Origin of the sequence: Clostridium pascui (assembly GCF_016908015.1) — a bacterium.
GTDB lineage: Bacteria > Bacillota > Clostridia > Clostridiales > Clostridiaceae > Clostridium_AK > Clostridium_AK pascui.
This window is the reverse complement of record NZ_JAFBDB010000002.1, coordinates 283,884-300,340: the sequence shown is the minus strand read 5'-3', so window position 1 is coordinate 300,340 and position 16,457 is coordinate 283,884. Positions and strand designations below refer to the sequence as shown.

The following is a 16,457-nucleotide window of genomic DNA, read 5'->3' as shown; positions in this document are numbered from 1 at the left end:
AGCATTATGGTCTCTAACTAAAATTGCCTTAATCTATATTATATCACAATTAAACAAAATTTGCTGAAAATACACTTATTTTTCACTTACATTTTATCCCAAGGGCCAGACCCCTGGTTAAATACCCCAGGGGTCTGGCCCCCAACTACAAAACTTTTCCGTCCTTTATTTCAATTATTCTATCTGCTTTTTTAGCTATTCTCTCATCATGAGTTATTATAACAAAGGTGGTCTTAAAGTTTTTATTTACATCCCTAAATATGTTGTATATGTCCTCTGCTGAATTAGAATCTAAATTTCCTGTAGGCTCATCTGCCAGTATAATTTTAGGATTATTCATAAGTGCTCTTGCAATAGCAACTCTTTGCTGCTGCCCGCCGGATAAATCGTAAACCTTTTTCTTCTTAATATCTGAAAGCCCAACTAAATCTAAAAGCATCTCTGCCCTATGACGAGTTTTTCTGCTATGAAAAATTTTACTTATAGTGTGAGGCATAAGTACATTTTCTAGAGCATTAAACTCTGGCAGCAGATAATGAAATTGAAATACAAAACCTATTGTTTTGTTCTTAAGTGATGCTAAAGCTCCTCTTCCCATTTTATCAATTCTTTTATTTTCGATATAAACCTCTCCGCTTGTAGGTTTGTCTAATGTTCCCATTATATTTAAAAGAGTAGTTTTGCCGCTGCCTGAAGCCCCTATTATGGAGTTAAAGGAACCTTCCTCAATGGACATATTTACATTATGTAATACTTCCGTTTTTACTCTTTTTCCATAAGTTTTATTTATGTTTTTAAGTTCTATAATACTACCCATTTTTAATTACCTCCATTGCACTTAATCTAAGAGACTTTAATGCTGGAAATATTGCAGCTAAGATTGAAGCTCCTACAGAAATTAAAGAAGAAAGAATTATAAACCTATTATTAATAATTATGTTCACAATTGGCTTTCCATCAGAGGCAACTATGTATCTATTAAAACCTTTTATATATATTAATGTAAATAAAATCCCTAAAGCTGTTCCTATTACCCCTAAAATAAAAGCCTCTAGTAAAAATATAAGACCTGCTGGCCCATCCTTTATTCCCATGGCCTTTAAAATACCAATTTGTTTATATTTTTGTACTACACTTATATTAAGTATGCTCATGATGCTAAGTACCGCTGCAAGCAGCACAAAAAACTGAATTATAATTGAACAAATCCTTTGCCCAACTATAGCACTAGCTACAAACTTATTTTGTTCCTTCCAGTTTTCAACTTTTAAATCTCTGCCTTTAAGATGATTTTGTATATCACTTCCAATGTAATCTGCATTATAAGCATCTTTAACTGAAATCTCCATAGAAGTAATCTTATCTCCAAGTCCAGATAAACCCTGAGCAGTATTTAAGTCAGTTATAATCCATGCACTATTCAGCTTTACCGCCCCTAAATCATAAAAGCCTGATACAGTAAGCTGACTTTTCATTCCCTGAAAACTTGTTACATCTATTTTATCTCCTATATTTACATTTAATTTATTCCTTAATTCCTTTCCAATAACGGCTTGTCCAGGTTTATTAATCATCTTCCCTTCATAAACCTTATTTTTCATATCATAAAGTGTATTAATATCCTCAGGAAGTAAGCCCCTGACTTGCACATTTTTCTTCTTATCCCCTAGACTTACAAAGGTATAATAGTCAGCTACTGGTGCTACCGTATCTATCTCGGCATTCACAGACCTTATTTTTTCTTTTATATCCTTCCAAGCTTCTATATCTTCTTTAGTTGATGATGTGATACTAATATGTACAAAGCTTCCTACAACCTTGCTTAAAAGGCTTTTTTCAAGTCCCTGGCTTATAAGTCCTATAAAAATCTGTACAGATACCGCTATGGCAATACCAATAGCTATAATACAAGTTTGTATCTTGCTGCTTCTTAGAAATCTTACGGCTATTTTTAAAGATGTTAACATAACTAATCCCCCATTAAGTTATAATTGTTATATCAATAACTTAAGTATACCATAACTTTTCCAAATGCACTGTCGTATAATACCTACTCACATGATAACAAATGCCACTGTGATTTATGTAATGCTTTTCATATTTATTTTCTCTTTAAACTATATAAATTACAAAAAAATAAAACTCAGCAAAATCTCTCTCTTCTTTGCTGAGCTGTTTCATCATTACTTAAATTTTACCCCAAGGGTCTGACCCATATATTAAATAATGTTTTTCTCTTTTTAGGTTCATAATCTTCTGAATAATAGTTATAGTATCTAGCCCCATAATATCCTTTATTACTTGTATCTACCTTATTTAATACTACACCTAGTATCTTAGCCCCTACTTTATCTAAAAGCTGTTTTGCCTTTATAGCTGCACCTCTATCCGTCTGACCTGATGCTATAACAAGTACGCATCCATCTACATATGTAGATAAAAGCTGAGCATCTGTTACCGCAACTATAGGCGGAGTATCTATTATAATTGAGTCATATTTCTCCTTCAACCCTTGTAAAAACCCTTTCATTTTTTCTGAGGATAAAATTTCTGCTGGATTTGGAGGCCTGGTTCCTGAAGGAAGCATTTCTAAATTCTCTATTTCTGTTTTATAAACTGCATCCTTAAATTCTACCTCATCTGCCAGTATATTTGACAATCCACATTCGTTAGATAATTCAAATATCTTATGGAGTCTTGGCTTTCTTTGATCACAATCTATAAGTATAGTTTTATTTCCCGTTTGAGCCATTACAATTGCTAAATTACAAGCAGTTGTAGATTTTCCTTCACTAGGACCTGAACTTGTAATAACTAAAGATTTTATTTCTTTATCAAAGGATGAAAATTTTATGTTAGTTCTAAGTGTTCTATATGCTTCTGAGATAGGATTCATGGGGTTCTTTATGGAAATTAAGTATGATTCTTTCATTATTCTCACTCCAATTACACTATAATAATTATTTTTATAAAAGAAAAATACGAGCTTACACTTCTACTTGTTTTGATATCATTGTTCTTTCTGACAGGATAGTTGTGTTCTTATTTACCTCTGGCAGCTGTGGTATTATTCCTATGCCAGGTAATCCTAGATATCTTTTTACATCATCCTCAGTTTTTATAGTCTTGTCCATATATTCTAATACAAATGTAAGAGCTATAGATATCATAATCCCTAAGAAGAAACCTATAACTAAGTTAAGAGTCCTTTTAGGACTTATTGGACTTTTAGGAACACTAGCTCTATCTAATACTTCAATGGTTCCTCCTGCTGGGAAAACTGTCTTTGCTTCCTCCATAAAAGCTGAAGTTACTGCATCTATTACCGCTGCAGCCTCTTTAGAATTCTTATTTTCTGATTTTATCTCAAGTACTTGAGTATCTTGCTGAGGCATAACACTTATCATAGATAAAATTTCTTTTGGTGTATATTTAAGTTTTAATTTAACTGATGCATTTTCCGCCACCCTTTCAGATTCTGCAATTACAGCATAGGTTTTTAATAGCTTTTGGTACATTGTCACATCGCTATTTTCTAGTTTTCCTTCAGCTAATTTTGCTTTACCAACTATTATGCTTGTTCTAGCCTCGTATACAGGCTTTATTATGAAAAAACTTACTATTGCAGATATCAGTGTGCAGGCTATTGTTATAGCCAATATTAGTTTGATTTTTTTTCTGAGTATCATTAAAATTTCTCGAAGATCTAAGGTTATTTCTTTTTCCACAAAGCTTCTCCCCCTTTTGTTAAGCTTAATTTTATATATTTATTCACCTCTTAGTGACTGCACAAAAATTTAATATCCAAATATTTCCTAAAATCATTATACAACAGATTTTATCCACATTTCCACTAACTTTAGTAAATAATTCAAGGTATTTTTTTCTATAATTTCTTTTTAAATTACATTTAAATATCCCTATTAATAGGCGACTTAAAGTGCAATAAAATACAAAAAACTCGATAATTATGAATGATTATTCTTCATAATTGTCGAGTTTAATAAATGTGGTAATTTCACCCCTGAGATACTACTCTCGGAGGCTGATAACTACAACTCTATTTCAGTTTTTTCTCTGTCCACCACGTAAGCACCGCTCTTGCTGACTAAATCGCCATCTTTAGTTTCAAATACATTTTGAGCAACTATAGTGTCCATAAGAGTATTTGCTTCTGCAGGAGTTACTGCATCCTTTATATTATTCACAGTGATGCTTGTCTTCTTTCCTCCAACGTTCACAAAGGATAAAACTAAACTCTTAGCCATAAATCATTCCTCCCTTTTAATTAGCCAAGCACGCTATCTTCTTCTTTTTTAACATATAAAAGTCCATTTTTAAGTACTGGTGCCATTGCCTGTGCCACAGAATTTAAAGCATCATCAGTTGCAGTAGTCTTGATTTTGGAGAATCTTTGACTTCCAATAACGTCTTTCCCCTCATCATCAGTTCCCACCACATATTCAAGAATTAAAGACTTTTTAACCATGTCAGCTGTAACAGCCATACTATCAACTCCTTTCACTTGCATGATTTATAAGAATCTATCATTTCGTTATAAATCAGCACATCTCAATTCATTTGAGATGTTTCACTATTTAATATGCAGAAAAAAGGATAGTGAGAAAAAATTTCAAAGCAATTTTTGTTAGGATTAATGGATTAGTCACTGGCACCTAGTCACTTATTGCTCAAAAGCTTCTCTAAGCTTTTGAAGTATCTTCTTCATCTTATACCTTCCTTGGTTATAAGTAATGCCTTTTAGTTGTGTGTAATCCTTTAAGGTCTTGCCATCAAAATATACCCACTTTATCATATCCTGTTCTTCTTTATTTAATGACTTAATTCCTTTTTTAAGCTCTTTATATGTCTCCTTCTTTGAATACTCCTCCTCTAGGCTAAAATCATCTTCTATCCCATCTTGGAGAGTAAGCCCCGGTCCAGTTTCAAATTCCATACTGTACTCAGCATTATGACGGGATTCTTTTCTTATAAGATAGTAAAAGTTTCTTTTAATTGATGCCAAGGCATAGTACTCAAAGTTTTTATTTAAAGGCCTGTACATATTTATAGCTTTTATGAGGCTTATATATCCTATTTGGATTAAATCTTCTATGTCACACCCCTTTACATAGGTATAACGGGCTTGTCTTATTATATAAGGCTTAAAATATATAATTAAATCCTCTAAAGATTTATTATCTCCACCTTGAGCTTTAAGAGCTAATTCTTCTAAATATATAGAGCTTTCCTTCTTAAACTCATTCATACTCAAAAGGTTCTCCTTTCAATAATAATGCTAGTGGATATTAAGATTAAGCAGATATATACTTAAATACCTCTGCCATAAGCTCAGCCTCATCTTTATGTTCTTTCCCCCACACATACATTTGCTCCTTTGCTTGTCTTTGAAATCTTTCAATTCTTTTTAAAGCTGTATGATATCTTAATCCTCTCTCCCTTGCATAGGCTTCAACAGTAATATCTTGATTTTTTAAAATAAACTTCAGCACATCTTTACTTTGATCACTTAACTTATCTTCAATAGTACTAATTAAAGGACTATATACAAGTTCATCTTCTACAGTATGAAGCACTACTTGACTGGATTCTTCAGCAAGCATATCAAGGTACCCATCTTCTCCATAGGTCTCTCTTAAATATTTATCTTCCTTCCTCATTTTTCTCCTTCTCTCTCTTTTTCTAAACGTGTTTATAAAAGAGTTTTTCATGGTTTTTATAATATAATACTGATTTACTTTCTTATTTTCCTTTTCAATTTTTTTATGCAGCTTAAAAAGAGCCATAATTGCTTGTGAAATAAGCTCGTCTAAGTCCTGCCAAGAAAAATATTTGCTATTGCAGCATCCTTTAGCATATGAAATTATACATCTTTCAACATCATCCCAGTGCTCTGATGTTTCTTCCCCAAATACATCCTGCATTTCATCTAATAATCTTTTAGCTTCATAATCTGTCATCTTATAACACTCCCCCCATATAATACTTATATTTACACATTAGGATAATTTATCCCTGTATATTATATAAAACAAATAAGTTCCTCCAAAAAAGACAGGAAAATAAAAAAAGTTTTTTACTTTGCTGTCTTTTTTGAGCAAGCTGATTTGTTTATGTATAGAGAGAGGATTTCTTTTGGGGGCAGACCCATGGGGTTAAATCCCAGGGGTCTGGTTCAAAAGAAAAAAGGAGGAAAACATAATGGATAAAAAATGTGTTGTTATTGATGTAAATCTAGCAGTAGTACTTGGAGTGTCTGAAAGTATAATCCTTCAGCAAATGAGCTATTGGCTTGAAAAATCTACTCATATCATAGAAGGAAGACCCTGGATATTTAACAGCTATGCAAATTGGCAAAAACAGCTTCCTTTCTTTTGTGAAAGCACCATAAGAAGACTTATAAAAAAACTTGAAGACATGGGAATAATCCTATCTTCAAATTTTAACAAATGTAAGATGGATAAAACCAAGTGGTACAGCATAGATTATGATGCCTTAAATAAGCTTCAAGAAAAAGATGATAACTTAATCTATGCTAATAAAGAACAAATGGATGAAGCCACTCACCAGGGGAACTACTCAAACTTAGCAGTGGATGAGATTAATTTAACTAAAGCAATACCAGAGATTACTCCAGAGACTAACCTCAAGGATGTTGTAGTGGTAGAAAACGGTGCCAGACCCCTGGAAGGAAAAGTAAGCTTTGAATATATAATTAACTTTTTCAGCTCAAACCTGCACCTGCCAACTCCCTATGAGCGTGAAAAGCTAAGGCTTTTGTATGAGGATTTAAACGGCGGAGATTTAATTATAAAAGCCATGGAAATTGCTGTGGAAAACAGGGTTAGAACCTTTAGATATATAGAGTCCATTTTATACAACTGGACGGATCTTGGTTTGCATACCATAAGTGAGGTGCAGGAGTATATGCAAAGCTATAAAGAAGCTTTGAAAATCCAAAGGGATCATCTGGAAAATAAAGGTTCTACCTCCGAGGTAGCAAAGGAAAGAAAGGATGATAGTCATGGAACAAAGAAATGCTCAAACTGGGGAAACAGACAACATCCAAGCTATAATAAAAAGACTCAAAGAGAGGTCCAAGGAAAATACGCAGGATTTAGACCTGATGAACCAGAGTTCCCAGAGTTTACAGATGAGGACTTCGCAGAATTTTTATGATATTTGTCCTATATGCAGAGGGGTTGGCTTTATTGTAAAAAGTGATGCCAGATATCAAGATATTATCACTCCCTGCAGCTGCACCATGAAAAGTAATATTAAGTCCAAGTGGAAGCTTGCAGGGCTAAATGTGGATAGCTCACAGCTTAATTTAAAAAACTATAAAATATATAATGCTGTAAGCAGAAAATGTAAAATGGCAGCTTTAAACTATCTTAAGAGTTTTGACGAAATAAAACACAAAAAAAATAACAGCATAGCCTTTCTTGGACAAGTTGGAAGTGGAAAAACTCACCTGTGCACGGCTATAGCTCTTAATTTAATGGACAAGGGAGTAAAGGGGATTTATATGCCCTATAGGGATGTTATAACTAAAATTAAACAAAACATGCTGGATGGAGAATGCTATAGCTTAATTCTTGGAAAATACAAAACCTCAGAACTTATAGTAATAGATGATTTATTTAAAGGCAAAATCACCGAATCAGACATAAACATTATGTTTGAAATAATAAATTACAGGTATTTAAATACCCTTCCCATGATAATTTCCAGCGAATGCACCATGGAAAAGCTTCTAGAACTTGACGAGGCAGTAGGAAGCCGAATACTTGAAATGTGCAGGGGCAACACCATAGAAATACTAGGGAAGGAAAATAACTATAGGGTTAATGGAGAAAATAGAGGGTAAAATAAAAAATCCAGTAGAGAAACCTTGCTCTACTGAAAAAATAATATATATTCAATATAATTTATAATCCCAATTTTTTTAAAGTTTGAGGCCCTGCTATGCCATCTGCAGTTAATTGGTTTGCCTTTTGAAATTTCATGATGGCTTCCTTTGTCTTGGCTCCCATAATTCCATCAGGAGTTCCACAATTATAACCAAGGCTATTTAATTTAGTTTGAATTTTTTGTACTTGTCCGTAATTACTTATTGTGCTAGAACTGCTAGAACTGTTTGTAGGTTTAGTCTTAAATGCCTGTGGTATTTCACCGCTATAATTTACTGTACACCCAGCATAAGGGCCACTATGATAGTGGTAAGTTCCCACTTTATATCCCCATCCAGATGTTCTCACATAATGTCCACCATTAGAATCAGTTCTGCCTGGATGTGCAAAAGAAGTACTACTAAAAAGTAATGCTATTAATAGCGATAAGAATAAACTTTTTAACTTTTTCATTATATCTCCCCCTTTATATATTAATTTCTATATTCTTAAACATTTTCCTTCTTTTATTTACAATTTATAACTATAAAAATAAAAACCCAACAGAATATTTCTTTATTCTGCTGGGTCTGATATTCTCACTTTACTTTAACTAGTTGTCCTTAGTTTTGTTTAGTTGCGGCTGCTTCCTTAGAAGCTGCGGCAGAGATTTTAATTTCCTCTGATTTAATTGTGTTTAATAAGTATTCCATGAAAGGTTCTCTTAAATCTTCTCTTTTTAAAGCCATTTCTACCGTTGCCTGTAGATAACCTAATTTATCACCCACATCATGTCTTCTGCCCTCAAACTCATAGGCATAAATGGCTTGCTGAGCTAATAGTGTTTTTAGTGCATCCGTTAGCTGAATTTCTCCACCCTTGCCTGGCTTTGTATTTTGAAGTATATCAAATACTTCTGGCATAAGTATATATCTTCCAAGGATTGCTATGTTTGATGGAGATTCTTCTATGCTTGGTTTTTCTACTAAATCCTTAACCTTGCAAACTCTGCCTTCTATCTTTAAATCTTTAACAATTCCATACTTAGAAACTTCACTTTGTGCCACGCGCTGAACTCCAAGTACTGAAGTTTTATATTCACTAAAACAATCTATAAGCTGCTTTAAGCAAGGAGTTTCATTATCTACCACATCATCTCCAAGCATTACAGCAAAGGGCTCATTACCTACAAAGCTCTTAGCACAGCTTATAGCATGTCCAAGTCCTCTAGGTTCCTTTTGTCTAATGAAATGTATATTTGCTAAATTACTTATATCTCGTACAACCTTAAGTAAGTCTTGTTTATTCTTTTGCTCAAGTTCTAATTCTAGTTCCACCGATTTATCAAAATGATTTTCTATAGAAATTTTACTTCTGCCAGTAATTATAAGTATTTCTTCTATCCCCGACTCCACGGCTTCCTCTATAATATATTGAATAGTAGGCTTGTCTACTATCGGAAGCATTTCCTTTGGCTGAGCTTTAGTTGCAGGTAAGAATCTTGTTCCAAGACCTGCCGCTGGAATGACTGCTTTTCTAATTTTCATTTATAACTCCCCCTCATAAGCCCTGTAAACAAATGCTAATCTTTGATAAATTTTTTATAAAGATTCTGCCCTATAGCACTTTCCTTATAAAAATCTTATATATTAAATTTCTAATAATTTCTTTACTACAACCAATAACCCTATCTTCTTTAATATTGTTCGTACCACAGCTTTTAATTTTTTCTTTATTCTCACTAATATATTATCCGAACAGTATTTTTGTACTAATTTATCAAAAGATAATTGATTTATTTCTTTAAAAAAGTTTTCTCGTTTTGGATTATACTTAACAGATTTTATTGCTGACGAGTTATAGAATATAGCTTCATTTATATCAGTCTCCTTATATAAAATCTTATCTTTTATATTTTCTAACATGTATTGTCCAATAATACTGTTAACAAAAATAAGTGATGTCCCTTTATCATCATCCATATCCGGTAATACATTTTGAATTCCCCAAAAATCTGCAAGAGTGATATCACTTTGTCTATGTAACGTTTTAAAATCACATTTATAACATGATGGGCGTAAACAAATATTTTTTAAAAATGCTTTCATAAATAAATCCTTATCAAAAGTCTGTAGATACTCTATAGCATTATTGAATGAGACTGATACTGAGTATCGCTTCCAACCTTTATCCTTAGATCTAAAAATAATTTTGCGTATTGTTGACTCATTCCAATTCTGTTGATAAGAAATATATTTCTCCCAAACTTTTGGTGATGGTACTCCATGACAAATAATATCTATACAAAATAAATTACCATAGTCTTTCTGCAAATAAGATTTCAATCCACCAATCTGACACGGCGTTCCTGTAAATAGCACCTTTGTACCTTCGTCTAAAAATTCTTTAGCCTGCTTATATGTATCTCCTATTTTACTTTGAACATATTTAGAACCACGAAATCTTTCTAATCCTTCTTTTGTCTCCACATAGCTGTGAACTACTGAGAAACTTTTATCAAAGACTGCTCCAAAAACGACACCACCATTATTAATTATATGTTCCGCAAATAGCGTAAAAATACCACCTGATGAACTTTCTAACCTAACAGTTTCATTCTTATTATAACAAGCATAAGCTCTAGGATTATTTTGAACTACTGTTTTATTTATAATAGGGCAAACTTTTACGCACACGCCACATTTTATACACTTATTATAATCTACAGAAGGATACCAAAAACCTTCACTATCACTTTTCATAGTAATACAACTTTTAGGGCAGATATTTGAACAAGCATGACATCCCATACAATCTTTCTTATCATTAATTGTAATCATAATTCTCTCCCTCTATGCTAAAATCCCAATAGTTTATTAGTTTTATTATTCATAACATTTTCCTGTGTTTAACTTTACTTTTTTGATTAATTTTGATATTGGCTTACCTACTAAATCCTTCTCATATTGATTCATTCCTATGAACCACATAGAAATAGAGAATACAACTACGTAAATAATTCCACACATTAAGAGCACTAAAATATGATTCATGTCTACAAATAAAACCATTATAATACCTACTATTACTGGTAATAGCAAGGCTGGAATGAAACTCAATATTTTACTCCAGAAATATCTCATATCAAGCTCAACTTTTTTATGATAATATACATTCATAATTATTCCATTTCCTATTATTAAGGAAATTGCTGTACCTAATGCTGCTCCTACTCCACCGTACGATTTAGTAAGTGGAATACTTAAAAACATATTTCCAATTGCAATAAATAAATAGATCCAAGAACGAAATTTATGCATATTCTTAGCTTTCTGGATTTCAATACCTAAATTTTGAATTAAAGGAATTGTAACCGGAATAATAAGAAGCAATGCTATTGAGTATGCTTCACTATAATCACTTCCCGCCCACATATTAATAAAAGGTTGTCCAAAGAATATTAGCACTGAACAAATCAAAGAAAGTAAGATAAACTGCACCCTACCTACACGTGTAAATAAGTTGGTTAGCTCCCTATTATCATTACTTGCTACTACCATTCTATTAACTCTTGGTATAAACACATTTGAAATAGCAGTTGATAATGATAAATAGTAAGTATTTAACTGCGATGCTAAACCATACACAGCCACAGCCACAGTACCTCTAAACCTACCTAATACAAATTTATCTACACTCCAGTTAATTTGATCTATAATCATATTTAAAAATATATATGATGAGAAAATTATTATTTCTTTCATTAAATAAAAATTAAACTTATTAAATATAAAGTTCATCTTTAACTTTCTAAGACAAAATACTGTATTACTTATTTCTATTATAATATTAAAACTAGTTGTAACAACTACCATTCCTATTGATTTGTATCCCATTAACAAAACTGGCAACATTACCATAGGATTTATTAGTGTCTTAATCATTTGTAGTAATTTTTGAAAAACATATTTTTCATTAGCAGTAATATGTGAACTAAATACACTTGCTGGGAATGATAATGCAATGTTAAATACCATTATTGCCATTAAAATTTTCGCCGTATTAAGTTCACTCGTAGTAAGCTTCTTTCCAAATATCAGATCTATATTCAAAACAAGTACTATTCCTGCTAAAATTGCAATAAACCCAATTGTTGAAAAAACAATTAAAAACATACCATTTAACTTAGCAATGTTTTCTTCATCTTTATTAACTTTGTAGCGAGAATAATATCTCATATAGGCACTACCAAACCCAAAACTAAGTAAGCCTAGATAACTGACTACTGAGGATACTAAATTGTATAGTCCATATTCACTTTGTCCTAATAAGCGAAGCATTATAGGTGTATATACTATTGATATAATATATCCAAGCCCCATTGAGGCATATGACAAAATAGCTCCTGCTTTTAGCTGATTAATTTTCATAACTTATCCTCATCCTTAACATTTAGAGCCTCTTTTAAATAATTAAAAGCTTTTTGACGTTCTATTTCTAAAATTGGTTGAACATGCGAATAATCTATATCAAAAACTTGTTTTTTATCTTTAATATTTTCCCATTTTCTTGATTGTAAATTAAAAGTAGATAGCAAAGTATCTATTCTTGAATTCATTGAAGGACCATTTTCAATTCTATCAAATACAATAAAAGGTTTTTCTAACAAAATTGAAAATACACAACCATGAAAAGAATCTGTAAAAAACATACTTGCTGAATTAATGTAATCGATAAATTCACTTGGACATGTAATAAATGCCTTAAAATCTTTAATATTAGCTAAATTTACTATTTCCAGTTTATTTTCTAAGGCAATTTGTTTTATTACATCTTTATGATTATGTATACCTTCCCCAAGAAAATAAGTTAATAAGTATCTTTTTTTCGGTTTATTAGGTGCGTGTTTTGCAATAGATAACCATTTTCCTTTAGATAAAACTAACGTTGGGTCTATAAGCACAGGAGCATCCCTTCCTGTTAATTTCTTAATAGTTCTAGCTCCGGCCTCTTCTCTAACAGATATGCTTGCCATTTCAGAAATCCAAGTTTTATAGTTTTCTAAATATTCGGTAGGTATACTAGACAGACCAAAACTTGGTGAATATGCCACCCTTTTTATTTTTGGTGCAAATGTTAAAAAATATATAGAAGATCCTTTATTATATCTTGGATTCCAAACTTGATCACTTCCAGTAACAAAGTAATCATAGCTATTAGCTAGATCATTTAGAATTTTATTATCAGAAATACAATACTTGGTTTCTAATATATGATCATGTGTAAATTTTATAAATCTTTGTACCCTCTCATTATTATACTTTTTAATTTTATTCTTATGTGTATAGTACCATAATTTAAAGGTTGTTTTTTCAAATATCTTATTAATTTTCATTCCTTTTATTTTTTTTATTTTACTAATTAGATTAATATTCTTCCTTCTCGTGTTACTAGTATTATTATCAATCAGAATGGTTTCTACGTGAAATCCTAAAGACCTTAATACCTCTTGTAAAGCGTAGTTTTGCAGCCTATTTCCATAATTAAAGTATCCATTTAAAGTAATAATGCCGATTTTTTTCATAATCTTTCTCTCCTTCATATTGTTAAATAATTTAACAACTTCAGAACTATTATACAGTTCCCTTTGTTATAATTTTAATAAAATATTGCACTATTATAATTGGGAAAAGTACAAAAAACGCTGTATTATCATTTTGAATCGATATTATAAACATAAAGATAATTTGCATACCTGCTAATATTAATATATATATTCTTTTGCTCTTTAAATGTTTATATAAGTTTGTGAGTGCTAATAAAATCCAGTAAAAAGTTAATTCATGCGTTCCACTAGCTCCAATTAATTCAGTTATATGAGCTTTATACATAGGATTATACTGTACATATCTCATTAAAAAGTAAGTTCCATCTATTTATTTTACTTTTTTTGGAATATTCATAATAAAATAAATATTTAATATCCAGAACAAGTCTTTTACTATAAAGTTTTTTAATCCTTGCTTGTTTGCATAATTCAATATAAATATGTAAATTATAATAATCAAGTTAGCTATTCCTTGAGTATAAAATAATATATCTGTTAATTTAATTTTAAAATTATGCCTTTTTTAGAAGAATTTTAATAGTAGTTTTGAAAATCCCCATGATGACAATTACCATATTTATTCCTCGATGGCCTCGGTCTTATCTCTTTACAATTACTCAAATCGCATTTTTTGCTTAACCATAAAATACATAAAAGCATATAACTTGTGTTTCATTCCAAATAATCTAATCTTATCTCTTACTTTATCCAAATCTCCATATTGTAATTCATTCACAGTTTTCAAAAAAATAGGTTCATTACTAAGTTTTTTTATAATATTTCTTTTTTCACTCCACGGTATTTGAAGATATACAAGATTTAGATGTATAGCCGCATAAAAGAAATTGATATTCTTCTTATATAACTCCTTTGATATAAATATATCGGTCTCTTTTATGTTCATTTCATTCCACAAAGCCCAAAAAGGTCTCGCATTTGCAATATAGTTTTGATTAAAATTATTATGCATTGCCGAAAAATCATTTTGATAATAATTATACCAGCACTGAGATGCCACAACAGCACACTTTACGTATTCAATAGCAGAACGATTGAATAACTGATCTTCCCAATGGGAAACACCTTCTGGGAATCTTACATCCTTTAATATTTCTTTTTTATATAATCTTCCACATGGGCTCCCTAAAACTGGATAATTTATATGATTCTGTGGGATTCCTAAGATAGCTTTTTTTAGGTCTGCTATAGTATCTTCATTAATGTACACTTCTCCACATTCATAGCTAACAGCTTTATTGTTTGGAATATATTGAATTTGCCCAATAATCAAATCTGGCAATTCTTCAATCGTATACCGCAAAGCCTCAGCTAAAAATGACTTTGCTACAGTATCATCACCATCAACAAAGGCAATATAATACCCTGTCGCTAAAGTAATCCCTCTATTACGTGCAGATGATACTCCACTATTTTCTTGTGTAACAAATAAGATGTTTTTATGTGAACTGCAAATTTTTTCATAGGCTGCACTCAATTCATTTCTACTGCCATCGTCAATAACTATAATTTCGTAATTTGTATATTGCTGGCTAGATATACTGTCTATACACCGTTTGAAATATGCTTCTGGTGTATTATATAGTGGGATGATTATGCTAACTTTTATGCTCTTATCCATTAAAATCCTCCTTACCATCTATACCTTTCTTCATTTCACCCAAAATGGCAAAGCTCAATGCTAACCAAATTATAGAAACACTTGATGTAAATATTACCGTATAGATAGATAACAATATTACAGAACACAATGTAACAATAAGAAACATCCCTGATTTTCGTCCTCTATTACAAATTTCTTGCAACATAATTGCGTTCAAAAAGCAATACAAAAGATAAAACCATATACCACCTAAATTAATAAAAGAGCCAACACTGCTTAAACCAAAGTGATTAAACCCTAGATATCCACCTTTATGTAAGCGCCAAGCACCTATTCCTTTACCAAATTTCCAACCCCATTCATTTGTTAAACCGTAATATGGAATCGCCAATCTCTCATTACTTCCATTTATCACTGACACATCAAAAGTCAATATTTTCATAACTCTAGCACTTAGTTCTTCATAGATATAATTCCTCTGTTGCGGAACGCTAAGTATTATAGCAACCATCACCAACATCAATAAAAAATACTTCCCAAGTTTTGAAACTCTTTTCACAACATTGTGACTTGTCCAGTCTATTTTCAGAAGGATATACATAATTGCAAATATCGGCATCAACAAAAATAGAGTCATATTTTCATTATAAGTTGAGAAATATAGCATCATTCCTTCAGTAATTATTGTATAAAATAGACAAGCTTTTCTTTTGATTGAACTTTCCACCTTAAAGTCAACATAATAAAAATTATACAGAAGCACAAAAATTGAAAATAACCCCAATTCATGCGTTCCAGAGTTTCCAAATAGTCCACAAGATTGATCCGCATAAAATCCATTTAATGCTAACCAAGACGACTTAATCATAAATCCAGACCCAGTAATCTGTCGGGAAAGAACAAATAAATTAATCAACCAAATAGCATTTACTAGATAAAAATTCATATCAAAAAAGTTGGAAACTGCTTCACTTTTGGCATACGCTACAGAGAAAATAATTGCACATATTAAAAACGGATAAAGCATAGTGAGCAAATTATCTTTCAAAAATTCATTACTGTTCGCAAAAATAATGCCCATACCTATTAATAAAATGGTGCACAACAAACAAATCATAAAACGTCTATTTCTTATAAATGATTTCCTACATTTTTTTTCAGTTCCTAAAACCACAATGGTCCCAATAGCAAGCATACTATTCCATATACCGCTATACTCTATATATCTTGAAAAAAATCCAAAAAACAAAATAAATTCAAGAATACATAATACTGCAATATTTTTCTTTTTAATTTTAATTTTCATATTTTCAAT

The 16,457-nt window shown here is 31.3% G+C and carries 17 protein-coding genes; 2 read left to right on the top strand and 15 right to left on the bottom strand.

Annotation, left to right across the window (positions count from 1 at the left end; genetic code table 11):
• Window positions 1-145: 145 nt before the first annotated feature.
• The 8 genes from JOC70_RS06565 to JOC70_RS06530 all read right to left on the bottom strand — a co-directional run bounded on the left by JOC70_RS06565 (window position 146) and on the right by JOC70_RS06530 (window position 5,981).
• Complete coding sequence (locus JOC70_RS06565) at window positions 146-817, bottom strand: ABC transporter ATP-binding protein (RefSeq protein WP_204598093.1); 672 nt, start codon at window positions 815-817, stop codon at window positions 146-148.
• A complete protein-coding gene (locus tag JOC70_RS06560; protein ID WP_204598092.1) occupies window positions 810-1,967 on the bottom strand; it encodes an ABC transporter permease in 1,158 nt (385 codons plus the stop codon). Before JOC70_RS06560 ends, JOC70_RS06565 begins: the two co-directional genes overlap by 8 nt.
• Window positions 1,968-2,194: 227 nt before the next feature.
• A complete protein-coding gene (locus JOC70_RS06555; RefSeq protein ID WP_204598091.1) occupies window positions 2,195-2,932 on the bottom strand; it encodes a CpsD/CapB family tyrosine-protein kinase in 738 nt (245 codons plus the stop codon).
• A gap of 55 nt (window positions 2,933-2,987) precedes the next feature.
• A complete protein-coding gene (locus tag JOC70_RS19495; RefSeq protein ID WP_341534863.1) occupies window positions 2,988-3,728 on the bottom strand; it encodes a YveK family protein in 741 nt (246 codons plus the stop codon).
• Between the two features lie 324 nt (window positions 3,729-4,052).
• Complete coding sequence (locus tag JOC70_RS06545) at window positions 4,053-4,268, bottom strand: DUF2922 domain-containing protein (RefSeq protein ID WP_204598090.1); 216 nt, start codon at window positions 4,266-4,268, stop codon at window positions 4,053-4,055.
• 20 nt (window positions 4,269-4,288) lie between these two features.
• The gene (locus JOC70_RS06540; RefSeq protein ID WP_204598089.1) at window positions 4,289-4,507 is read right to left on the bottom strand and encodes a DUF1659 domain-containing protein; all 219 of its coding nucleotides are present in this window, start codon (window positions 4,505-4,507) and stop codon (window positions 4,289-4,291) included.
• A gap of 177 nt (window positions 4,508-4,684) precedes the next feature.
• Window positions 4,685-5,269 (bottom strand): sigma-70 family RNA polymerase sigma factor, encoded by a 585-nt coding sequence (locus JOC70_RS06535; protein WP_204598088.1) that lies wholly within the window; start codon window positions 5,267-5,269, stop codon window positions 4,685-4,687.
• 46 nt (window positions 5,270-5,315) lie between these two features.
• Window positions 5,316-5,981, bottom strand: a complete 666-nt coding sequence (locus tag JOC70_RS06530; protein ID WP_204598087.1) for a sigma factor — start codon at window positions 5,979-5,981, stop codon at window positions 5,316-5,318.
• A gap of 241 nt (window positions 5,982-6,222) precedes the next feature.
• Here JOC70_RS06530 and JOC70_RS06525 point away from each other — a divergent pair, with 241 nt between their 5' ends.
• Both JOC70_RS06525 and JOC70_RS06520 read left to right on the top strand, forming a co-directional pair.
• Complete coding sequence (locus tag JOC70_RS06525) at window positions 6,223-7,200, top strand: DnaD domain-containing protein (protein WP_204598086.1); 978 nt, start codon at window positions 6,223-6,225, stop codon at window positions 7,198-7,200.
• Window positions 7,175-7,891, top strand: coding sequence for an ATP-binding protein (locus JOC70_RS06520; protein ID WP_243429061.1), 717 nt, complete (start codon window positions 7,175-7,177; stop codon window positions 7,889-7,891). The genes JOC70_RS06525 and JOC70_RS06520 overlap by 26 nt, the downstream gene beginning before the upstream one ends.
• 61 nt (window positions 7,892-7,952) lie before the next feature.
• Here JOC70_RS06520 and JOC70_RS06515 read toward each other — a convergent pair whose 3' ends face one another.
• The 7 genes from JOC70_RS06515 to JOC70_RS06485 form a co-directional block, all read right to left on the bottom strand.
• The gene (locus tag JOC70_RS06515) at window positions 7,953-8,387 is read right to left on the bottom strand and encodes a peptidoglycan-binding protein (protein ID WP_204598084.1); all 435 of its coding nucleotides are present in this window, start codon (window positions 8,385-8,387) and stop codon (window positions 7,953-7,955) included.
• Between the two features lie 149 nt (window positions 8,388-8,536).
• The gene (gene galU, locus JOC70_RS06510) at window positions 8,537-9,460 is read right to left on the bottom strand and encodes a UTP--glucose-1-phosphate uridylyltransferase GalU (protein WP_204598083.1); all 924 of its coding nucleotides are present in this window, start codon (window positions 9,458-9,460) and stop codon (window positions 8,537-8,539) included.
• Between the two features lie 102 nt (window positions 9,461-9,562).
• A complete protein-coding gene (locus tag JOC70_RS06505; RefSeq protein WP_204598082.1) occupies window positions 9,563-10,753 on the bottom strand; it encodes a Coenzyme F420 hydrogenase/dehydrogenase, beta subunit C-terminal domain in 1,191 nt (396 codons plus the stop codon).
• 45 nt (window positions 10,754-10,798) lie between these two features.
• The gene (locus JOC70_RS06500; RefSeq protein WP_204598081.1) at window positions 10,799-12,343 is read right to left on the bottom strand and encodes an oligosaccharide flippase family protein; all 1,545 of its coding nucleotides are present in this window, start codon (window positions 12,341-12,343) and stop codon (window positions 10,799-10,801) included.
• Complete coding sequence (locus JOC70_RS06495; RefSeq protein WP_204598080.1) at window positions 12,340-13,497, bottom strand: polysaccharide pyruvyl transferase family protein; 1,158 nt, start codon at window positions 13,495-13,497, stop codon at window positions 12,340-12,342. The genes JOC70_RS06500 and JOC70_RS06495 overlap by 4 nt, the downstream gene beginning before the upstream one ends.
• 637 nt (window positions 13,498-14,134) lie before the next feature.
• On the bottom strand, window positions 14,135-15,160 hold the full coding sequence (locus tag JOC70_RS06490; protein WP_204598079.1) for a glycosyltransferase family 2 protein: 1,026 nt from the start codon (window positions 15,158-15,160) through the stop codon (window positions 14,135-14,137).
• Window positions 15,153-16,448: a hypothetical protein gene (locus tag JOC70_RS06485; protein ID WP_204598078.1), complete on the bottom strand. Its 1,296-nt coding sequence runs from the start codon at window positions 16,446-16,448 to the stop codon at window positions 15,153-15,155. The genes JOC70_RS06490 and JOC70_RS06485 overlap by 8 nt, the downstream gene beginning before the upstream one ends.
• Window positions 16,449-16,457 lie beyond the last annotated feature (9 nt).